Below are 17,759 nucleotides of genomic sequence, written 5' to 3'. Positions count from 1 at the left end.
CGCGAAGCCGTCAGCTCCCCGTGGCGGGCGGCTCGGCGGGAGGGCGGGAGATCCAAGCCGCGATGAACACGTCCAGCTCGCCGCGCAGGACATCCTTCACCCGAGGCGTGCCGGCACCCGTGCGAGGGTCTTCCACCCGCGCGCCTCGGCCGAGGTAGTAGCGCCGCACCTCTTCGGTGCTGCCGCCCTGGCCCGACACGACGCGGGCCGCGATGCCCTTGAGTTCATCCAACTCACTGGAGCCCGCCAGCGTGATGACCCGGCCGGTGGACTCATCGCGCGCTGTCACTTCGGTGCGCACGCGCTGGAGATAGGCCCCTTCGTGGCTCTTGATGGGGCGCCCTCCCAAGTCGAGCAGCTCCTCCTCCTCGGCCTCCAAGGGACCGCCGCGGTGCACGCGGACATAGGCGCGCTGCCGCTTCTCCTCCTCGATGCGCCGGTGCATGCCGGCCTCGCCGGACAGGAACCCGAACGCGCCCGGACCGGCGATGCGCACCACCACGCGCGCGGGGGCCTCTGCCTCGGCCACCGCCATGGCCTCGTAGCCTCGGCGCTGGGCCCAGCCCAGGTACATGCTGGCCAGCTCCTGCACCCACAGCTCCTGCGCCTCCGCCGAGTCACTGGCGCAGATGTCCACCAGCGCCTCGTTGTCGCGCGCGGTGGCGCCCGAGGCGTGCATGGCCTCGGCCATCTGGACCTCGCGCGCCACGTCCTCCACCTGCTTCGCGGCGGAGGCGAGCTGCACCTCGTTCTTCGCCTCGCGCACCAGTCGCCGCGCGAAGAGACACGCGGCCTCCAGGCGCTCCAGTTCGTTGATCTGCGCTTCCACCGCGCGGAAGGCGCGGATGACCTCGGCCGCGTGCGTGGGGTCGTCCCAGAGGTCCGGGGCCTGCGTCTCCGCGAGGAGGGCCGAGCGACGAACCTCCAGCTCCGGTCGCCCCGAGGACGTCGCGAGTTCGCGCGCGCGGCCCACCATCCGGTCCATCTCGCTGAGGACGGACTTGCGGTCCAGGCGGCGCTTGACCGCCGCGGCCTTGGCGGTGGGCAGGAGCAATTGCGCCGTCACTTCGCGGGGGGCGGGGATGGGCTCGGCCACCGCGACCACCTTGCCCTGGACCCGGGCCTCCACGCGCACGGGCGTTCCGGGCGGCAGGGGACGGCGCGCAATCTCCACCGCGAGCGCGGCGGTGAGCGTCTTCTCAATCTCTCGCTGCAGGTAGCGAGCACCGAACTGCGGCGAGTAGCCACGCTCCACCAGCAGGTCGACGACCTCGGGTGTCACCTCGACGTCCAGGGCGCGTGCTCGGATGCCCTCGCGCTCCAGCACGCGTCCCACTTCGCGCTGGGCAATCTTCCGGATGTCCACCTTGGAGAGCGGACGGAAGTGGCAGAGGGCGTCGAAGCGGTTGAGGAACTCAGGGCGGAACGCCTCGGCGATGCGTCGATCCACCTCGTGGACCTGCTCCTCGGCGCGCTTGGGGCTGGAGAAGCCCAGACCGGGTTCTCGGTAGACCTCCGCGCCCACGTTGGACGTGGCCACGATGAGCGTGTTGTTGCACGACACCGTCTCGCCCGCGCCATTGACGAAGGTGCCCTCGTCGAAGAGCTGGAGGAAGCGGTCGTGCACGCTGCGCGCGGCCTTCTCGAACTCGTCGAGCAGCAGCACGGAGAACACCTTGCCGTCGAGCAGCGCGGACAGCTCCCCTCGCCGCGTCTCCAGCGCCGGCGCCCACGCCGCGCCGAAGGGAACGCTCTCGTCGCCGTCGTTGGGGTAGTCCGCCATGTTGAGGCGCACGAGGCGGTCCGCCGAACCGAACAGGTACTCGGCGAGCAGCTTGGCCAACTGCGTCTTGCCCACGCCGGTGGGGCCCGCGAACAGGAACACGCCGAGCGGTCGGCGCGGGTCGTTCAGTCCGGCCTTGAGCAACGCCACCGAGCGCAGCACCGCGCCCACCGCATCGGTCTGGCCCAGCAGCCGCTCCCCGAAGAAGCGCTCCGTCTCCTCCAGGTCCAGCGGCAGGGCGTCATCCACCACGAAGCGAGGCAGGCGCGTGGCGGCGCAGAAGCGCGTGAGCACGTCCTCGGGCCCGACGTGGTCGCGCGCGGCGCCGGCCGCCTCCGCGGCGGTCTCCTTGAGCAGCTCAATGGCCTTGCGCGGCATGCGCTGGGCCAGGAGGAACTTGGCGGACAGGCGCAGTGCCATGTCGCACGCGGCGGGATCGATGGGCAGCCGCAGCTCTCGCTCCAGCTCCTCCGCCACGCGTCCCACCACCCACCGCGCCTTCTCGAGCGGTGGTTCGTGCATGGGCAACAGGTGGAGGCGCTCGGCCAAGGCCTCATCGGCGCGCAGCAGCTCCTGGACGCGCTTGGGCTCGGTCTCGAAGATGAAGCGCAGTCCGCCGGTGCGCAGGGCGCGGACCGCGACGGGCGCCAAGGGGCCACCCAGCGCGGCGGGCAGGTCGCGGATGTAGACGATGGGGCAGGGGTGCCGGCCCAGGTGTGAGAGCAGCTCCTCGAAGCTCTCGGCCGCCTGACGCTGGGTGCTCCGCGCCAGGATGTTGGCGACGGAGACCTCCACCAGCCGAGCCTGGGTCAGCTCGGCGTCCACGCGCCCCTCGGCGATGCGCCGGGCCACTTCCTGCACGAGCGCGCTCTTTCCGACCCCGGCCTCACCCGCGAGCAGGGGATGCTTGCCGCCCCGGGTGAGCAGGGCGAGCACTTCCGTCACGGCCGCATCCACGCCGTGCGCGGCCGGCAGCTTGCCGTCGCGCGCCTGCGCGGTGAGGTCGCGGTCGATGAGTCTCTCCTGGTCCTCGCTCTTCCTCGTCGCCATGTCGGTCAGGGCGCCCCCAAGCGCCGCGATACTCTACCCCCACTGAACCGTGGTGGTGAGCTGGCAATCCCGAGAACCTTCGAGCGCTGCCAGGACCGTCGACGAGGAAGGTGTGTGTCAGGGCATGGTGCTGGCGCCTGGCTCGGCGTGAGGAATGGCGCGCAGGTACTCGTAGATGGCGCGCATGTCGTGCTCGCTCATGTTGGAGAAGATGGGCCAGGGCATCACTTGCAGCAGGGTGCCTCCCACCTTGCCGGTGCGCAGGACGCCCAGGAACTCATCCACGGTGAGCCCCGCCGGCATCCCCATGCTGTCCGGCGTGATGTTTCTCGACGTGATGCCACCCGGGAAGACCATTCCGCCCGCGAGGTAGTTCGCGGCATTGATTTGCGTGGGCTCGCCGTGAAAGGGATCGCCACCGGCCACATAGGGCGGATTGGTGTGGCAGTCATTGCAGCCCCCCTGGGCGTTGACGATGTAGCTGCCCAGGCCCACCAGGTCGCGATCCAACCCGGTCAGGTTGACGGTGACCGGTGCCACGGCGAGGCCCTTCTCGATGCGCTCTCGCTCCGCGTCTGTCGGGAGGGGGACGTCCTGGGGATGCGTCGCCGGGTCGGGGTCGGGGTCCGACGCGCCGCAGCCGACGCCCAGCGGGACGAGGGAGGCGAGGAGGAGGAAGCCCGCGAGGGCACGAGGACGGGTGCGGAACAGCGGCATGCGTGTGGCCTTTCTCAGCGCCGAGTCCGCAAGGGCCCGGCTCGCCAGACGCTAAGGATTCCGTGCACGCGAACCATTCCGCTTCGAGGGACGGGGCTGCCGTCGCGTGGAACACCTTGGGCGTCCCACGCGACGTCAGTCCGCCAGCAGCTCGATGTGCCAGTACTCGATGTCCCGGAGGAACTTGCGCCACGAGACGGGCACACCCTTCTCGTAGAGGAACGTCAGGTGCACCGAGTCCGGCAGCTTCCTCGGCTTGCCCGGCACCGTTCGCAGCGCCATATCGGCCTGCGTGGGCGTCCGGTTCCCCTTGCGCTGATTGCAGCGCACGCACGCGATGACGATGTTCTCCCAGTTCGTGCGCCCACCCTGCGCGCGCGGCACCACGTGGTCATACGTGGCCTCGGCGCGGGAGACACGACGGCCGCAGTACTGGCACTTGCAGCCGTCGCGCATGTAGACGTTCTCGCGGCTGAACTTGATGCCTCGGGGGCCCCGGCGCAGGCCCCGCACGAAGCGGATGACCGACGGCATGCGGATGGCCACGGTCACCGAGCGGACGACGCGGTCCTCGTACTCTTCGACCACTTCGACCTTCCCCTGGAAGATGAGCATCACAGCGCGTTGCCAGGGGACTCGGGCAACGGGCTCGTAGGATGAACTGAGGACCAAGGTCTCCATGTCACGACGTCCTTGGCGCAAGGGAGGGTGTCCACATGCGCCGGAGTCTGGGTGGCAGGAATTGAACCTGCGCCCTCACGGATCCGAACCGTGCGCTCTAGCCAAGCTGAGCTACACCCAGGTGGGGAACTGCGCGGAGGAGGCGGGAGACCCTGGAACGACAGAGGCCGGGTCTCCGCGCGGGAGCCCGGCCTCTGGCGAAGCACGCCCGCCACTCGACGGGACGTGAATCGTCAGGAACCGGGCGGAGGGTCAGGCAGGGGGACGGAATCCCAGCCACACCCATGAGGAGCGGCGGACCGCTGCAGTCGCTGCGTGCCGATGCCAGTGTCAGCGTACGGTGGATGGGTTGGATTCATCGGGCTCTGTGCTGTCGAGGACTTCATGGTCGCCGCTCCTTTCGCGCGAGAGCGACGAACCTGGAATTTCCGCCCTGACACGCGGAGAGGCTGAGGCAGCACCTCCGCGTGGGGCTGGTGGCACAACTCAGGCGGCGTGGCGACGCCTGCCGAGGAGGGCGCCGAGCAGCAACAACGCGACGCCTCCCGACGCACCGGACTCATTGCAGCCACAGCCCTTGTCCTGCGTCGTGCTTGGGACACCGGGTGCCGCGGGCGCCTTCTTGAGGACCTCCATCTCCACGGTGGGGCTCACGCTCCCGCCGAAGCGCGTGTCTCCGCTGTAGATGCTGGTGAACGCGGAGTGCCCAGGCTGGAGCCCCGTGACGGTGTGGCGTGCCTGGCGCCCCTGGAGCGCGACCGTGGAGAGCACCTGATTGCCCATCATCAGGGTGGTGTTCCAGTGGGCTCTCCGGTGCCGCCCTGGACCTGGACGGTGAAGGTCAGCGACTCGTCCTCATGGACGGGGTTGGCGGAGGCCGTGAGCTGCGCCTGCGTCTCCTGGAAGTCGGCCGACCGGATGACCTTCAGCGTGTAGGCGAGGCTCGCCGAGCAGCGGCCCTCATCCGTCGCGCTCACCGTGAGCGGATACTCGCCGAACTGCGTGGGCATGCCCGTGAGCGTGCCGTTCTTGAACGCCAGGCCCACGGGGAGCTTCCCCTCGAGGCTGAAGGTGCTGGTGCCAACGCCGCCGGAGAGGGTGAGTACGGGGACCGTGTAAGGCTGTCCCGTCGTGGCCTCGGGCAGCGTGTCCGGAGTGAGGGTCATGGGCGGGCAGGTGACCGTGAGGGTGCTGGCGCGGGACACGGTGCATCCGTTGCCGTCGGTGGCGCTGAGCGTCAGGGGAAAGTCACCGCCCTCCTCGGGGGTCCCGGAGAGCACGCCTCCCGTCAGCGTGAGGCCTCTTGGGAGCGCCCCCGTCACGGAGACGCGCGCGCTGCCCAGGGCGCCGAGCGTCGCGAACTCCACGGGCGCGAAGGGGCTGCCTCGCAGGGGGGGCGCCAGTGAGGAGGGCTCCAGCGACAAGGTGCCCGCCGCGCAGGCCGGGGTGGTGGTGCCCTCCATCCGGTTGTTTCCGAACGAGAGGATGGCCCCCGTGCCGAGGAGGCGCGTGCTGGCATTGGTATTGGCCTGCACCACGGCTTTCGACAAGCGGACGAGGGCGCGGCTGTCCGTGCCGAGCGAGGCCACATGGATTCCCACGCCATTGCCCGTCAACTGGAGGCTCTCCACGTTGAGCTCCGCGGCGGTGCCCGTCTCGGCGCGAACCCAGAGCCCTGCCTCCGTGTTTCCGGAGACCGTGTCGTCATAGAGGGTGGCGAACGCACCTCCGCTCATTGCGAGGCCGCGCTGGTTCCGCGACAGGGTGCTGCGAGAGAGCACAGCGGAGGCTCTCGACGTTGTCGAGCCCAGGGACAGCCCCGCGCCACCGTTGGCGAAGATCGAGGACTGGTCGAGGTAGAGCTGGCCTCCCTCCACGGGTGAGAAGCGGATGCCATCCTGGGCGAAGCCGTGGATTCGAGAGCGCTCCACGTAGAGCGCGCGGCCACTGTTGAATTGGATGCCCGTGGCTCCAGAAGCGCCCGTGACTCCGCCGTTGAGGTTCAGCCGGCGAAGAATCACGACGTCCAGCGGGCCGGCGTTCACGGTGATGCCCGCGGTGCTCGAGGCGAGCACTCCGCCCGTCTGCGGGCCACCGTCAATCGTGATGGCGTGGGTGATGGTGAGCGGGCCAAAGCCCCCAGGGTCGAGCGCGTCGATTTCTCCACCCGGGGCGGTCTTGGCGTACGCGCCCGCGAACGTCTTGCAGGGCGCGGTGCGGACGCATGGGTTCGCGTCATCGCCCAGGCCCGAGACCCAGGTGCGACTCGCCTGGGCGAGCGCGGGAGCCGAGGCGAACATGAAAGCGGTGAGAATGAGTCGGTGCAAGGCAGCGGACATCGCTCGCCTCAGTTCTGCGGCAGGAGGGTGGCGGGCGAGCCGTCGGTCCCGTTCCCGGCGGCGACGCGGTTGTTCCCATAGGACGCCACGTTGCCATCCAGGCCCTTGCCCTGGTTGTGTCCCACCATCACATCCGAGATGCGCACGAGCGCGGGGGCATCTGCCTTGATGCCTGTGCCGTTCTGAGCGACCACGCCACGCTCGAGGGTGACCTTCGCGCTGCCCGTCGCGTGAATGCCCTCGCCGGTGTTGCCCGCCAGCGTCAGGTCATGTGCGGTTACCTGCGCGGTGCCCAGCACGCCCACACCGGTGATGGCCGAGGCGGCCTGCACATGGTCGATGACCGCTGATCCACTCTCGATATGGATTCCCGCCGTCATGTCCGTGGGGGCGGCGGGCGGCTTGGAAGAGGCGCCGTTGATGGAGCTGTTCCGCACGAAGAGCTGCACGGCCCCCGCATCCGGCAGCACGTGGATGCCCGAGCCGGTGAAGCCCATGAGCGTGCAGTTCTCCACGTGCACCTGGCTCGCGGCAAAGATGCGGATGCCATCGAGCCCCGTGCCCGCGCCCTGGATGACCAGGTTGCGCAGGATGACGACTGCACCGGGAGCATTCACGAAGATGCCGTGAACCCCCGCGCTCAGGATGCCACCCGCGTTGGGGCCGCCATCCACTGTGATGGACCGGGTGACGTTCAGCCCGCCGAAGCCACCGGGATCGAGCACGTCCATCTCTCCGCCCGTGGCCGTCTTGACGAAGGTCCCCGCGAAGGTCTTGCAGGGCGCGCTGCGGCTGCAGGGGTTGATGTCATCTCCACCGCTGGAGACCCAAGTGCGTGAGGCCTGGCCCCACGCGGCGGAACTCGCGAGCAGGCTCAGCAGCGCGGGGAGAAGGGAGAGGCCGACGCGAGGACGGGGGGAGAGTCTTCCAGTGGACATGGGCTGGCACCCTATGTGTCCGCTGAGTGGACGACCACTCGCACCCTGTTTGCCAAAGCCCCACTCAGACACACTTTGGCTCAGGAAATGCGCTTACGTTGAACTCACTGCAAGCGAGGAAGCATCGGAAGAGTCTTCGAAATCGTGTCTGTAAAAACGACCGACTTTCTCCCTTAGGCATGAGTGGGGTTCGGCGCAAGTCTCCGGAGTCACTTGGAAATGCCAGTTCTCGGGGTTGGCGTGCGGGTTGCTAATGGTCCCAGGCATACCGCCTCCGTGGTCCCAGCGTCCTCTTCCCCCGAGAACCACCATGCCGGCTTCCTCTTCGTTCTCTTCTGCTGATTCCCTCTCCACCTACCTGTCGGAGATCAACCAGCACCCCCTGCTGACGCAGCAGGAGGAGCAATCCCTGTCACGGCTCTATCGGCAGGGTGACCTCGCGGCGGGGCACCAGCTGGTGACGTGCAACCTTCGCTTCGTCGTGAAGGTTGCCTACGAGTACCGCTCCTACGGGCTCAAGATGTCCGACCTCATCCAGGAGGCGAACATCGGCCTGATGAAGGCGGTGCAGAAGTTCGATCCGGACAAGGGCATTCGCCTCATCTCGTACGCGGTCTGGTGGATCCGCGCGTACATCCAGAACTACATCCTGCGCAGCTGGAGCCTCGTGAAGCTGGGCACGACGCAGGCCCAGCGCCGGTTGTTCTTCAGCCTGTCGCGCACGCGGCGCGAGCTGGAGAAGCTGGGCGCGGGAGACGCGAGCCTCGTCAACGCGGAGGAGATTGCCCGCAAGCTGAACGTGAAGGCGTCCGAGGTGCGGGAGATGGAGCAGCGCATGGGCGGCCGGGACTTGTCCCTGGATGCCCCCATGGGCGAGGACGGCGATGCCACCCACCTGGACTTCGTGGAGTCACAGGCCGCGTCCCAGGCGGATGAGGTGGCGGACCGCCAGCAGGCGGACCTCACCCGCGCGCTCGTTCAGCAGGCGCTGATGCGGTTGGATCCGCGCGAGCGCTTCATCATCGAGCAGCGCGTGATGAGCGACTCCGAGATGACCCTCAGCGAGTTGGGGGACCACTTCGGGTTCTCGCGGGAGCGCGCCCGCCAGCTCGAGATTCGCGCCAAGGACAAGCTCAAGGCCGAGTTGGCCGCGCTCATGTCCGAGGCGGGCTTGGATCAAGTCGAGCTGGCGGCGTAGGGCGTCGGCGTCACCGCGCCCAACGTGACGAAGGAGTCTCGCTTCACGCCATGCTTCAGGAAGTCTTGAATGGCGCGGGCGAGCGTGGCGGAGAGCAGGCCGAGCAACGGCAGATGCACGCCCCCTTCACAGGTGGGCTGCCCGGGAGTGTCCTCCGCGTCCGGGACGAAGTGCTCATCCCAGCGCACCAGCCCGAAGGTTCCGTCCGCGGCCACGGCGCCATGGACGAGCGGCTTGTTCGCCTGGCGCGCGAAGTCGCTCAGCAATCGGCGGCTGTCCTGGTTGTCGAACGCGTCGACCAGCAGGTCCGCGCCCCCGCAGAGCGTCGCGACGTTGTCGCGCGTGAGTCGGACGCCGAAGGACTCGGTCTTCACGCCATGGAGATTGAGGAACTGGAGCTTCAGCGCCTCGGCCTTGTTCTTTCCCACCGAAGGCTTCACGTAGGCTTGTGCCAGCAGGTTCTTGGACTCGACGCGGTCGAAGTCCACGAACACGAGCGAGCCCTCGAGGTTGCGGCAGAGCACGGCAGTCGTGGAGCCGATGGCGCCCACGCCACAGAAGATGATTCGCATGCGAGACCTCAGCGCGCGCCGAAGGGAACCTTCGGACGGAGATAGATGCGCTCCTCGCCACGGGGACCGCGGAAGCGGTCGACCACGTAGTGCTGGAACGCGTCCGGGCGCATCTGGGTGAGCTGCATTCCCGGGACCTCGCCAGAGCGGACCAACTCCACCGCGATGCGCCGCAGGTCGCCGTCGGATACCGGTCGGTCCAGCTCCAGCGACACGTCCGCGGACATGCCGTCATAGGTGATGTTGAGGATGGCCATGGTTCGCGTCTCCTTGTGCGGGATTCCCACCATCCGCCGTGAGGGCAGGGCGGTAGGGCCCGGGGCGGGACGCGAGCCCCGACCTCATCCTGACCGAAGGCGGCGTGCCCCCGTGTGGGAGGTCAGCGCTTCACCTGAAGGTCCGCGAAGCGGCCCTCGCGCTCCAGGCGCCAGAGGTCCTCGTCGGTGACGAACTCCTGATGGAGCAGCTCCCGCGCTCGCTTGATCTTCGCCAGCAGCAGGGGATCCGTGACCGGAGTGCTGTTGTCTTTCGTGGGGCGTGGCGGCGGTCGCATCACGGAGAAGGTGCCGCGAGCCGGGCGTCCATCCGCGCTCGTGCCTTCCAGCACATACGTGACGGACACCACCTGAGGGTCCGCCTTCGTGTCGAGCTTCACGGGGACCTCGACTCCGCGCCCCTCGGGGATGGAGCTGACTCCCAGCGAGACTTCGTCCGACTGCTCTGGGAGGGGAGGCGCGTCTCCGGGCGCGGCGAGGGCGCGCAGCGCGGTGACCTTGTCCACCCGCACCGAGCCCTTCCAGCGGTGAAACAGGCGGAAGGTCTGCCGCACCACGCCGTCATCGCCTTGCACGGGGAATCGGGGCGTCCCGGTGGCGAACACCGTGACGATGCCCTTCTTGTCGAAGTTCTCGAAGGCGGGGTTGAGCAGTTGGAGGGACGAGCGTCCCATCAGTTTGCGTCCCGCCCCGTCCGAGACTTCCACGCGCACCAGGTGCTGCTCATACATGGCCCAGGGGCGACCCGGCACGGACGTGAGCGGATGGGACACCACCGGCACGGTCGTCGTCACCGTCTCCGCATCATCAAACGTCCAGACAAACCGAGCCGGGACGAAGGGCTTGCGCGCGCCCTGGGTCTCGCTTCCGGGAAGCTCGATGAGCCTCGCGAGGAACTCGTAGTCCTCCTCGCTGTTGGGGAGCTGCCTCGAGAACACCTCCACGATGCGCTGGGGCTGACAGTCCTTGACGGTGTAGTGCGGCACCTCCACCGAGGTGGCGACGTTGTTCTTTCCAAACACGGTCACGTGCTGGGGTTCAAACGTGCCGTCGGGATTGAGCCACACGCGCAAGGGCACTCGCGCGCCCGATCCGTTGCCGATGGTGCTGTGCAGGTAGGCGTCATTCCCATCCGGGGAGTGGGCCTTCACGCTGATGAGATTGTCTTCGCCGGAGCAGACCTCGGACTTCTCCACGCTCACCGAGTCGATGACGGGTGGCGGAATCTCCGCCTCGGGTGCCGCAGGCGTGGCGACCGGCGCACCGGTGGGAAGTGCGGCTTGCGCACCCGGTGGTGGCGCGTCGCTTCGCGCGGGCTCACGCGTGAGCGCCGCGACAGGTGGCGGCGCGGTGTGGGGCGACTCGGGGCCGGAGGCATAGAGCCATCCCAACCCCAGAACCACCGCGAGGAATCCCACCACGAGGCCGCCGAGGCGGGCTCGGCGCCGGGTTCGGTCCGTCTCGGACATGCGTGACTTTCCCTGGGGGTGGGCCTACTGCCAGCAGCCGTACACGTTGCCGCCGGAGTTCCACTGGACCTGGTGCGAATAGTCCGTGGCCCAGAGCGTGGTGTTGACGGGGTGCACGCCCCATCCGCCGATTCGGTCCGGGCTGATGGACGTGGCGGTGGCGTTGCCGTCGTTCTTCGTCGCGCGCCAGATGACGCTGGTGCTGGTGTCGCAGCGGTTGCTCGTCATGCAGTTGGCCACCTGGTTGCCGGCGTTACCGCAGACGTTCCAGAAGACAGGGCAGATGACCGTCAGCGCCGCGTTCTCGAACCAGCCCAGCGACTCTTTGCAGTGGTTGTAGATGCCCGTGTAGAGCGAATCCGCCGCGGAGGCGATGCGGTCGTGGGGATAGGTATACGCGCTCACGAAGCCGCGCCCCGCGTAGTTGTGGGCATAGGCGAGGAACGTCGAGCACACCATGCCGTTGTTCACCGAGTTTCCGGGCAGGGACGCGACCGACTCCAGGTCTCGGTATTGATAGAGGGAGTAGCTGACGCGATCGCCATTGCGGAGCGGCCGGTCGATGATCTGACTGGAATCCACCTGTGAGGCATCGCTCGTGTAGGGGTGGTTGAACCACATCGTGTCCGCCACGGTGGCGGCACCCGTGGCATCACCCAACTGCCAGGCGATGAACTCGGGGCCAGAGCCGTCCGGGTCATAGAGATAATGATAGATGCCACCCTGGTTGATCTGCTCCAGGCCCGGATAGCCATACTGGAGTTGTGTGGCATTGAGCGGCGTTCCACAGACCGTGGGCCACCCGTTCTGCGCGGGATCCTTCATCGTCGCGTGCGTCACGCCGCCGTTGGCGCCATGCGAGAGCATGGAGTGTGTGCGGTACTCGCCGACGGCGTTGAGCACGTCCTTGATGGGCCCGTCGCTCCGAGAGAGCACGACGGCGCCGTTGGGTGCGTTCCAACCCGCGCTGGTGGAGCCGCACTCGGATGCGGCAGCGGGCGCCGCGAACCCCAGCGCGGATACCGCGAGACAGCCTGCAAGGACACGACGCATCACGACCTCCCCCCAACGGGCACCGCTCGGGTCCCGGCCCCTTCCGCGAAGACTCCCAGGCGCGGCCATGGTGGCGCGGGCTCGAGCGTGAATCGACACTGCTGCCTGGGCCGCGAGACTCTACTCCCGCCCCCGCGAGAATTCAGGTCGGGGCCCGGCATCGCCCTACCCAGAGCGTCGTGTGCCCGACGGAGGCTTGTCTCGCATGCGACGCGCGAGGTCCCTGGCTCGCACCCGGTGCACACTTGTTTCCGCGTCGCCGCGTCGCGCCACGGAGGATGGGGATGACTCCCTCCACACACGAGCTGTTCCGCTGGGATGTGACTCCCACCGAAGCGGTGGAGCTTCAGCGCAAGCTCCGCGAGCGGCTCGTCCTGCATCCTCCTCCCGGCCTGCGCGTCCAGCGTGTGGGCGGCGCGGACATCTCGACCGAGAAGGGAAACGACACGGGCTATGGCGGAGTCGTCGTGTTGGAGGTGCCATCCCTGGAGCCCGTGACTCAATCGTGTGCCGCGGTCCCGCTGCGCTTCCCGTATGTGCCAGGGCTGTTGTCCTTTCGTGAGCTGCCCATCGTGGCGGAAGCGTGGGCAAGGCTCGACCCGAAGCCAGAGCTGCTCGTGTTCGATGGGCAAGGGACGGCCCATCCGCGCCGCGTGGGCCTTGCTTGCCATGGCGGGCTGCTCTTCGACATCCCTTCCATCGGCTGCGCCAAGTCCTTGCTGGTGGGCAGCTTCGGGAAGTTGAAGGAGTCTCGGGGCGCAACCTCGCCCATCACCCACAAGGGCGAGGTCGTGGGCACGGCCGTGCGCACCCGCGCGTCCGTCCAGCCGGTCTATGTCTCCCCCGGTCACTTGATGGACCTGGAGACCGCAGTGGAGTGGGTGTTGAAGCTGAGTCCGCGCTATCGCGAGCCGGAGACGACACGCCACGCCCATCGCCTGGTCAATGCGTTCCGCCGTGCGCGCGGGGAGGCGGCCGAGGCGGAGCCTTCTGGGCGGAAGTCGGGCGCCTCCGGGCCCACTACAGCAACCGACGCACCACGTAGGCGACGAGGCTGAAGACCAGGGAGAGCAGCAGCATGGATGTAAGCGGGATGTATACCCGCGTGTGCTCGGTCTCGAACCGCAGGTCGCCGGGCAGGCGCCCGAACCATGACAGCGCACCGGTACCTACCAGCAGGCCGATGAGCATCAGCACCGCGCCTGCGACCACGAGCAGTCCTCCCGTGGATCTCACGTGTCCTCCTCTCCGGCGGATCTAGCCCCTGCCCTCGGGGTGTGCTGGCCCACCCCGGGGTCGGACTCAAGGATTCGGAATCCGGACGTTCTGCCTGAGCGATGGAGATCCCGCCCTCGCGGGGCCTGGCTCAGATGACGTCCTTTCACTCTCGCTCCCGTGGGCCTGCCCACGCCGTGGCCGCCCGGTGCAAGGTCTACCGGCCACGCACCCTCGATGAGGTGGTGGCGGCGGTGCGCGAGGCCCATTCCCTGGCGCAGCCTCTGACCCTCCGGGGGGGCGAGTCGAATGGGGAGGAACGTGTTCCTCCGGGTGGGGCCGTGCTGTCCCTGGCAGGTCTGGAGCGCGTCGTGGCGCTCGATGAAGGGGCGCGCACCGTGACGGTGGAGGCGGGCGCGCGGCTGGAGCGCGTGGACGCCTACTTGCTGGCGCGTGGCTTCGGGCTGCCCATCGGAAGTGGGGATGCGCAAACCACCGCGGGGGGCTGGGCGTCGATGGGCGGAGCGGGCCCGGCTTCGCTGCGCCAGGGGTTGTTCATCGACAACGTGCGCGAGCTTGAATACGTGACGTGGGAAGGGGTCCTGCGTCGCTGCGGGCGTGCACACGAGCCCCGCGTGTTCCAGCGGCTCCTGGGCGGAGCGGGTCGTTACGGCGTGCTCGTCCGGCTGATGCTCGACATCCAGCCTGGGGACAAGCAGGAGGCGCGGTTGCTGCGAACCTCTGTGAGCGCGCGCGGCCTGGAGGCTTTCGTACGCGGAACGCTCGCGCGAGTCCAAGAGCCAGGTGACGCGCGCATGGCCCTGGGCGTGTACGCGGAGGGCGGCACCGCGACGCGCCGCTGGGGGTGGGGCCGCTTCTCGACGTACCGAGACGTGCCGCCGCGCTCCTTGGGGTTGCTGACGCGTGCCTGGGCTCAACGCGCGTGGACGGGAGCCCGTCGCCTCGCGGGTTGGGGCTCGCGCGGGGAGGGGCGGGTTCGCGCGGGCCTGTGGCTCGCGGGTGGGTTGCTACATCCCTGGCTGGCATCCATTCATGACGTGGAGCAGGTGCCCGTGGGGGCGTGTGATGGCGTGGGGCTCCTCGTGCCCGCGGAGCGTTATGGCGAGCTGTTGTCGGCGGTCTTTCCCCTGCTGCGGCGGGCTTGCGCGGACCGGGGGGACTCGGTCTTGCGCGTGACGGTGCTGCCCGTTCGCTCGGGCATGTTGGGGCAGGGCGACTCCTCACGGCGCTATTGCGAGCTGGTGTTCCAGTCCGGCGAGGGGCTGGCGTCCCAGGTGGCGGAGCGCACGGCGGGCGTGGGTGCCGAGCTGGACGTGGCATGCGCTCGGTACGAGGCGCGGCGCTTCCCGGAGCCGACGGCGCCTCGGGAGCCTTCCCCGCTTCATGAAGTGGATCTCCTTCCGCGGGACGCGCAGCATCCTCCCGCGCCAGCGGCGCCACGTGGCCTGCGGCTGGTGGACTAGAAACAGGAGTAACGCGCGATGCAGAAGTTGTCTTCACCGTGGAATGAACTGGAACCGCACTACCCGGTGGTGGTGGTGGGGTCCGGTTATGGCGGCGCCATCGCGGCCAGCCGCCTGTCGCGCGCCGGTCAGCAGGTCTGCGTGCTGGAGCGAGGCAAGGAGCTTCGTCCGGGCGACTACCCGACCACGGCCACGCAGGCGCTGGGCGAGTTCCAGCTCCACCTGCCTCCGGGTTCGGGGGACATGGACGTGGGGTCTCCGACCGGGATGTTCGAGCTGCACCGCAACGGTGACTTGTCTGTCATCACGGGCTGCGGTCTGGGTGGCACGTCCCTCATCAACGCGAACGTGGTGCTGCGGCCGGATCCTCGCGTCTTCGAGGACGCGAAGTGGCCTGCCGCGGTGCGCGCGGATGTGTCGGGGCTGCTGGAGGATGGGTTCCACCATGCCGAGCAGATGCTCCGGCCCACGCCGTATCCGCATGACGCGCCCGCGCTGCCCAAGCTGCGGACATTGGCTCGGTCGGCGGAGCATCTGGGCGGCCGGCTCGTGCGTCCGCCCCTGGCCGTGACCTTCGAGGAGGGAGTGAATCCCGCGGGCGTGAGGCAGGCCGCGTGCAACCTGTGCGGGGACTGCTCGACGGGCTGCAACACCGGCGCGAAGAACACGGTGTTGATGAACTATCTCCCGGACGCTCAGCGCCACGGGGCTCGCATCTTCACCGAGGTGGCGGTCCGCTACGTCGCGCGGGATGGCGAGCGCTGGCGCATCTACTACCGCCCCTTGAATGCGGGGCGAGAGAAGTTCGGCGCGCCGGACCTGTCGCTCACCGCGGACCGGGTGGTCCTCTCGGCGGGGACCATGGGCACGGCGGAGATCCTCCTGCGCTCCCATGCGCTGGGCCTGGGCATGTCCAAGCGCCTGGGGCAGCACTTCAGCGCGAACGGCGACGTGATGGGGTTTGGCTACAACCTCGACGAGCGCGTGCACGCCGTGGGGCATGGCGCGCGCGACCCCTCGACGCGCGAGCCCGTGGGCCCTTGCATCGCGGGCATCATCGACCAGCGGGACACGGTGCGGCAGGAAGACGGGATGGTCATCGAGGATGGCGTCATCCCCGGTGCGTTCGCGTCGCTCATGCCTGGGCTGCTCGCGGGAGTGGCCGCGCTGGTGGGCGAGGACACCGACAGCGGCATGGTGGACTGGGTGAAGGAGCGGCTGCGCCAGGTGGACAGCCTGGTTCGCGGCGCGGACCACGGCGCGGTGGAGAACACGCAGACGTTGTTGGTCATGTCGCACGATGACGGCTCGGGCGAGCTGCGTTTGGAGGGAGACAAGGTTCGTGTGCACTGGCCGCGCGTGGGCGAGCAGCCTGTCTTCACGCGCGTGGACGAGCGGCTGCGGCGCGCCACGGAGGCGCTCGGTGGGACGTTCGTGCGCTATCCGCTCTGGTCCAAGCTGACTGGCAATGAGCTGTTGTGCACCCATCCGCTGGGCGGCTGCGTGATGGCGGACCGCGCGGAAGAGGGCGTGGTGGACCACGAGGGGCGCTTGTTCTCCGGCGACTCCGGTGTCGGCGTCCACGAGGGGCTCTATGTGTGCGACGGCTCGGTGATTCCCCGCGCGTTGGGGACGAATCCGCTGCTCACCATCTCCGCGGTCGCTGAGCGCGCGTGCGCGCTGATGGCTCGGCGCAATGGCTGGCACATCGACTACACGCCGCTGGCCGAGGCCCCGGCACCGGCGAGGGTCCTGCCCGTGGGCGTGCAGTTCACGGAGACCATGCACGGCTATGTGTCTCCAGCCATCTCCGCGGACTACCGCGAGGCGGGAGACCCCGAGCGCTCGGACGCGGCGCCGTTCCGGTTCATCCTCACGGTGCGCACCGACGACCTGGACGCGACGTTGCGCGAGCCGCGCCACGCATTGCGACTCGCGGGCACCGTCAGCGCTCCGGGCCTGGACTCCCGTCCGCTCATGGTGACGGGCGGCGAGCTGCAATTGATGACGCGCGAGGATGCGCAGCCCGGCGGACGGCGCATGGTGTACCTGCTGCATCTGCAGTCCGAGGCGGGCGCGCGCTACTACCTCCAGGGCTTCAAGGACGTGCACGACGACCCGGGCCTCGACCTGTGGTCGGACACCACGACGCTGTTCGTCACGCTTCATCGCGGCGAAGGGCCCTCGGCGCCTTGCATCGGTAAGGGCTATCTGCGGCTCACGGCGGAGGAGTTCGCCCGCCAGCTCACCACCCTGCGCGTGACGAACGCGCGGGACACGTCGCAGCGGTTGGCGGCGGTGGCTCGCTTCGGGAGCTTCTTCTTCGGTGCGCTCTACGAAACGTACGTGCGCGTGGCCGCGTAGCGGGCGGGACTCCGAGGGCCTGGCGGGCGGCTCGGCCCGACGTGCCCTCGGGGGAGGCCATGGGCAACCTGATGCCCACAGAGGGCAAACACAGGAGCGGATTCCATGGCCGACCATCGCGAGGATTCACGTCCGGACATCGAATCGGGCGAGGAGCGCACGGAGACGCGGCGCGAGCCGACTCTGGAGGAGCGCCGAGCGCGTCGCAGTCAGATGCGGTCGAGCCAGACGTACGCCGCCTTCCTCAAGCGCTTGTGCGAGCGCGGTGGCATGTCCCCCAGCGTGGCCCAGCAGGCGGCGGTGTCCGTGTTGTGCGCGCTCGAACAGCGCATCTACAGCGAAGAGGCGAGCGACCTGGAGGCGCAGCTCCCGCGCCGCCTGACGGAGTTGCTCCATCGCTGCGAGCGCCATGAGGGCGAGGCGCGTCCGGCGAAGTTCGGTCGCGAAGAGATGCTGCGCTGGGTGGGGGAGGATCTCGCCCTGAATCCTGATGCGGTGGAGCCCGTGGTCCGCGCAGTGCTGGACTCGCTGCGACATCAAATCAGCGAAGGCGAGGCCGAGGACGTGATGGCCCAGCTCCCTGAGGACCTGCGCCACCTGTGGCAGCGCGAGGTCTGAGTC

At 68.7% G+C, this 17,759-nt stretch carries 16 protein-coding genes and 1 tRNA gene; 5 read left to right on the top strand and 12 right to left on the bottom strand.

Annotated features, from left to right (window positions below):
• Positions 1-10: 10 nt before the first annotated feature.
• The 7 genes from JGU66_09235 to JGU66_09205 form a co-directional block, all read right to left on the bottom strand.
• Positions 11-2,833, bottom strand: coding sequence for an AAA family ATPase (locus JGU66_09235; protein MBJ6760946.1), 2,823 nt, complete (start codon positions 2,831-2,833; stop codon positions 11-13).
• Positions 2,834-2,950: 117 nt separating this feature from the next.
• The gene (locus tag JGU66_09230; GenBank protein MBJ6760945.1) at positions 2,951-3,550 is read right to left on the bottom strand and encodes a cytochrome C; all 600 of its coding nucleotides are present in this window, start codon (positions 3,548-3,550) and stop codon (positions 2,951-2,953) included.
• 135 nt (positions 3,551-3,685) lie between these two features.
• Entirely contained in the window at positions 3,686-4,231 is a 546-nt protein-coding gene (locus tag JGU66_09225) for an HNH endonuclease (GenBank protein MBJ6760944.1), read from the bottom strand.
• 46 nt (positions 4,232-4,277) lie between these two features.
• Positions 4,278-4,352: transfer RNA gene (locus JGU66_09220), tRNA-Pro, on the bottom strand.
• A 365-nt stretch (positions 4,353-4,717) separates the two neighbouring features.
• Positions 4,718-5,017 (bottom strand): Ig-like domain repeat protein, encoded by a 300-nt coding sequence (locus tag JGU66_09215; protein ID MBJ6760943.1) that lies wholly within the window; start codon positions 5,015-5,017, stop codon positions 4,718-4,720.
• On the bottom strand, positions 5,017-6,558 hold the full coding sequence (locus tag JGU66_09210; GenBank protein ID MBJ6760942.1) for a right-handed parallel beta-helix repeat-containing protein: 1,542 nt from the start codon (positions 6,556-6,558) through the stop codon (positions 5,017-5,019). Before JGU66_09210 ends, JGU66_09215 begins: the two co-directional genes overlap by 1 nt.
• Positions 6,559-6,578: 20 nt before the next feature.
• Positions 6,579-7,508: a right-handed parallel beta-helix repeat-containing protein gene (locus JGU66_09205; protein MBJ6760941.1), complete on the bottom strand. Its 930-nt coding sequence runs from the start codon at positions 7,506-7,508 to the stop codon at positions 6,579-6,581.
• A 310-nt stretch (positions 7,509-7,818) separates the two neighbouring features.
• Between JGU66_09205 and JGU66_09200 the strand changes: the two genes are divergently transcribed.
• Entirely contained in the window at positions 7,819-8,706 is an 888-nt protein-coding gene (locus JGU66_09200; protein MBJ6760940.1) for an RNA polymerase factor sigma-32, read from the top strand.
• Here the strand turns inward: JGU66_09200 and JGU66_09195 are convergent.
• The 4 genes from JGU66_09195 to JGU66_09180 form a co-directional block, all read right to left on the bottom strand.
• Entirely contained in the window at positions 8,685-9,278 is a 594-nt protein-coding gene (locus JGU66_09195) for a ThiF family adenylyltransferase (GenBank protein MBJ6760939.1), read from the bottom strand. The two genes, JGU66_09200 and JGU66_09195, sit on opposite strands and share 22 nt — an antisense overlap.
• An 8-nt stretch (positions 9,279-9,286) precedes the next feature.
• Positions 9,287-9,535: a hypothetical protein gene (locus JGU66_09190; protein ID MBJ6760938.1), complete on the bottom strand. Its 249-nt coding sequence runs from the start codon at positions 9,533-9,535 to the stop codon at positions 9,287-9,289.
• Positions 9,536-9,657: 122 nt separating this feature from the next.
• Positions 9,658-10,749, bottom strand: a complete 1,092-nt coding sequence (locus JGU66_09185; GenBank protein ID MBJ6760937.1) for a hypothetical protein — start codon at positions 10,747-10,749, stop codon at positions 9,658-9,660.
• Positions 10,750-11,046: 297 nt separating this feature from the next.
• Entirely contained in the window at positions 11,047-12,075 is a 1,029-nt protein-coding gene (locus JGU66_09180; protein MBJ6760936.1) for a hypothetical protein, read from the bottom strand.
• 284 nt (positions 12,076-12,359) lie between these two features.
• On the opposite strand from JGU66_09180, the gene JGU66_09175 reads away from it, so the two are divergent.
• Positions 12,360-13,133: an endonuclease V gene (locus tag JGU66_09175; GenBank protein ID MBJ6760935.1), complete on the top strand. Its 774-nt coding sequence runs from the start codon at positions 12,360-12,362 to the stop codon at positions 13,131-13,133.
• Here the strand turns inward: JGU66_09175 and JGU66_09170 are convergent.
• The gene (locus JGU66_09170; protein ID MBJ6760934.1) at positions 13,096-13,311 is read right to left on the bottom strand and encodes a DUF2905 domain-containing protein; all 216 of its coding nucleotides are present in this window, start codon (positions 13,309-13,311) and stop codon (positions 13,096-13,098) included. The two genes, JGU66_09175 and JGU66_09170, sit on opposite strands and share 38 nt — an antisense overlap.
• Before the next feature lie 134 nt (positions 13,312-13,445).
• Between JGU66_09170 and JGU66_09165 the strand changes: the two genes are divergently transcribed.
• The 3 genes from JGU66_09165 to JGU66_09155 all read left to right on the top strand — a co-directional run bounded on the left by JGU66_09165 (position 13,446) and on the right by JGU66_09155 (position 17,756).
• Positions 13,446-14,774 (top strand): FAD-dependent oxidoreductase, encoded by a 1,329-nt coding sequence (locus JGU66_09165; protein ID MBJ6760933.1) that lies wholly within the window; start codon positions 13,446-13,448, stop codon positions 14,772-14,774.
• An 18-nt stretch (positions 14,775-14,792) separates the two neighbouring features.
• Positions 14,793-17,138 (top strand): GMC family oxidoreductase, encoded by a 2,346-nt coding sequence (locus JGU66_09160; GenBank protein MBJ6760932.1) that lies wholly within the window; start codon positions 14,793-14,795, stop codon positions 17,136-17,138.
• Positions 17,139-17,243: 105 nt separating this feature from the next.
• Complete coding sequence (locus tag JGU66_09155; GenBank protein ID MBJ6760931.1) at positions 17,244-17,756, top strand: DUF2267 domain-containing protein; 513 nt, start codon at positions 17,244-17,246, stop codon at positions 17,754-17,756.
• Positions 17,757-17,759 lie beyond the last annotated feature (3 nt).

The organism is Myxococcaceae bacterium JPH2 (assembly GCA_016458225.1).
In the GTDB taxonomy this organism is placed as follows: Bacteria; Myxococcota; Myxococcia; order Myxococcales; family Myxococcaceae; genus Citreicoccus.
This window is presented reverse-complemented; position numbering and strand designations above follow the sequence as displayed.

Coding starts and splice junctions, on each gene's coding strand:
- JGU66_09235 (MBJ6760946.1), bottom strand. CDS start 2,833: ATGGCGACGAGGAAGAGCGAGGACCAGGAGAGACTCATCGACCGCGAC.
- JGU66_09230 (MBJ6760945.1), bottom strand. CDS start 3,550: ATGCCGCTGTTCCGCACCCGTCCTCGTGCCCTCGCGGGCTTCCTCCTC.
- JGU66_09225 (MBJ6760944.1), bottom strand. CDS start 4,231: ATGGAGACCTTGGTCCTCAGTTCATCCTACGAGCCCGTTGCCCGAGTC.
- JGU66_09215 (MBJ6760943.1), bottom strand. CDS start 5,017: ATGATGGGCAATCAGGTGCTCTCCACGGTCGCGCTCCAGGGGCGCCAG.
- JGU66_09205 (MBJ6760941.1), bottom strand. CDS start 7,508: ATGTCCACTGGAAGACTCTCCCCCCGTCCTCGCGTCGGCCTCTCCCTT.
- JGU66_09200 (MBJ6760940.1), top strand. CDS start 7,819: ATGCCGGCTTCCTCTTCGTTCTCTTCTGCTGATTCCCTCTCCACCTAC.
- JGU66_09195 (MBJ6760939.1), bottom strand. CDS start 9,278: ATGCGAATCATCTTCTGTGGCGTGGGCGCCATCGGCTCCACGACTGCC.
- JGU66_09190 (MBJ6760938.1), bottom strand. CDS start 9,535: ATGGCCATCCTCAACATCACCTATGACGGCATGTCCGCGGACGTGTCG.
- JGU66_09180 (MBJ6760936.1), bottom strand. CDS start 12,075: ATGCGTCGTGTCCTTGCAGGCTGTCTCGCGGTATCCGCGCTGGGGTTC.
- JGU66_09175 (MBJ6760935.1), top strand. CDS start 12,360: ATGACTCCCTCCACACACGAGCTGTTCCGCTGGGATGTGACTCCCACC.
- JGU66_09165 (MBJ6760933.1), top strand. CDS start 13,446: ATGACGTCCTTTCACTCTCGCTCCCGTGGGCCTGCCCACGCCGTGGCC.
- JGU66_09160 (MBJ6760932.1), top strand. CDS start 14,793: ATGCAGAAGTTGTCTTCACCGTGGAATGAACTGGAACCGCACTACCCG.
- JGU66_09155 (MBJ6760931.1), top strand. CDS start 17,244: ATGGCCGACCATCGCGAGGATTCACGTCCGGACATCGAATCGGGCGAG.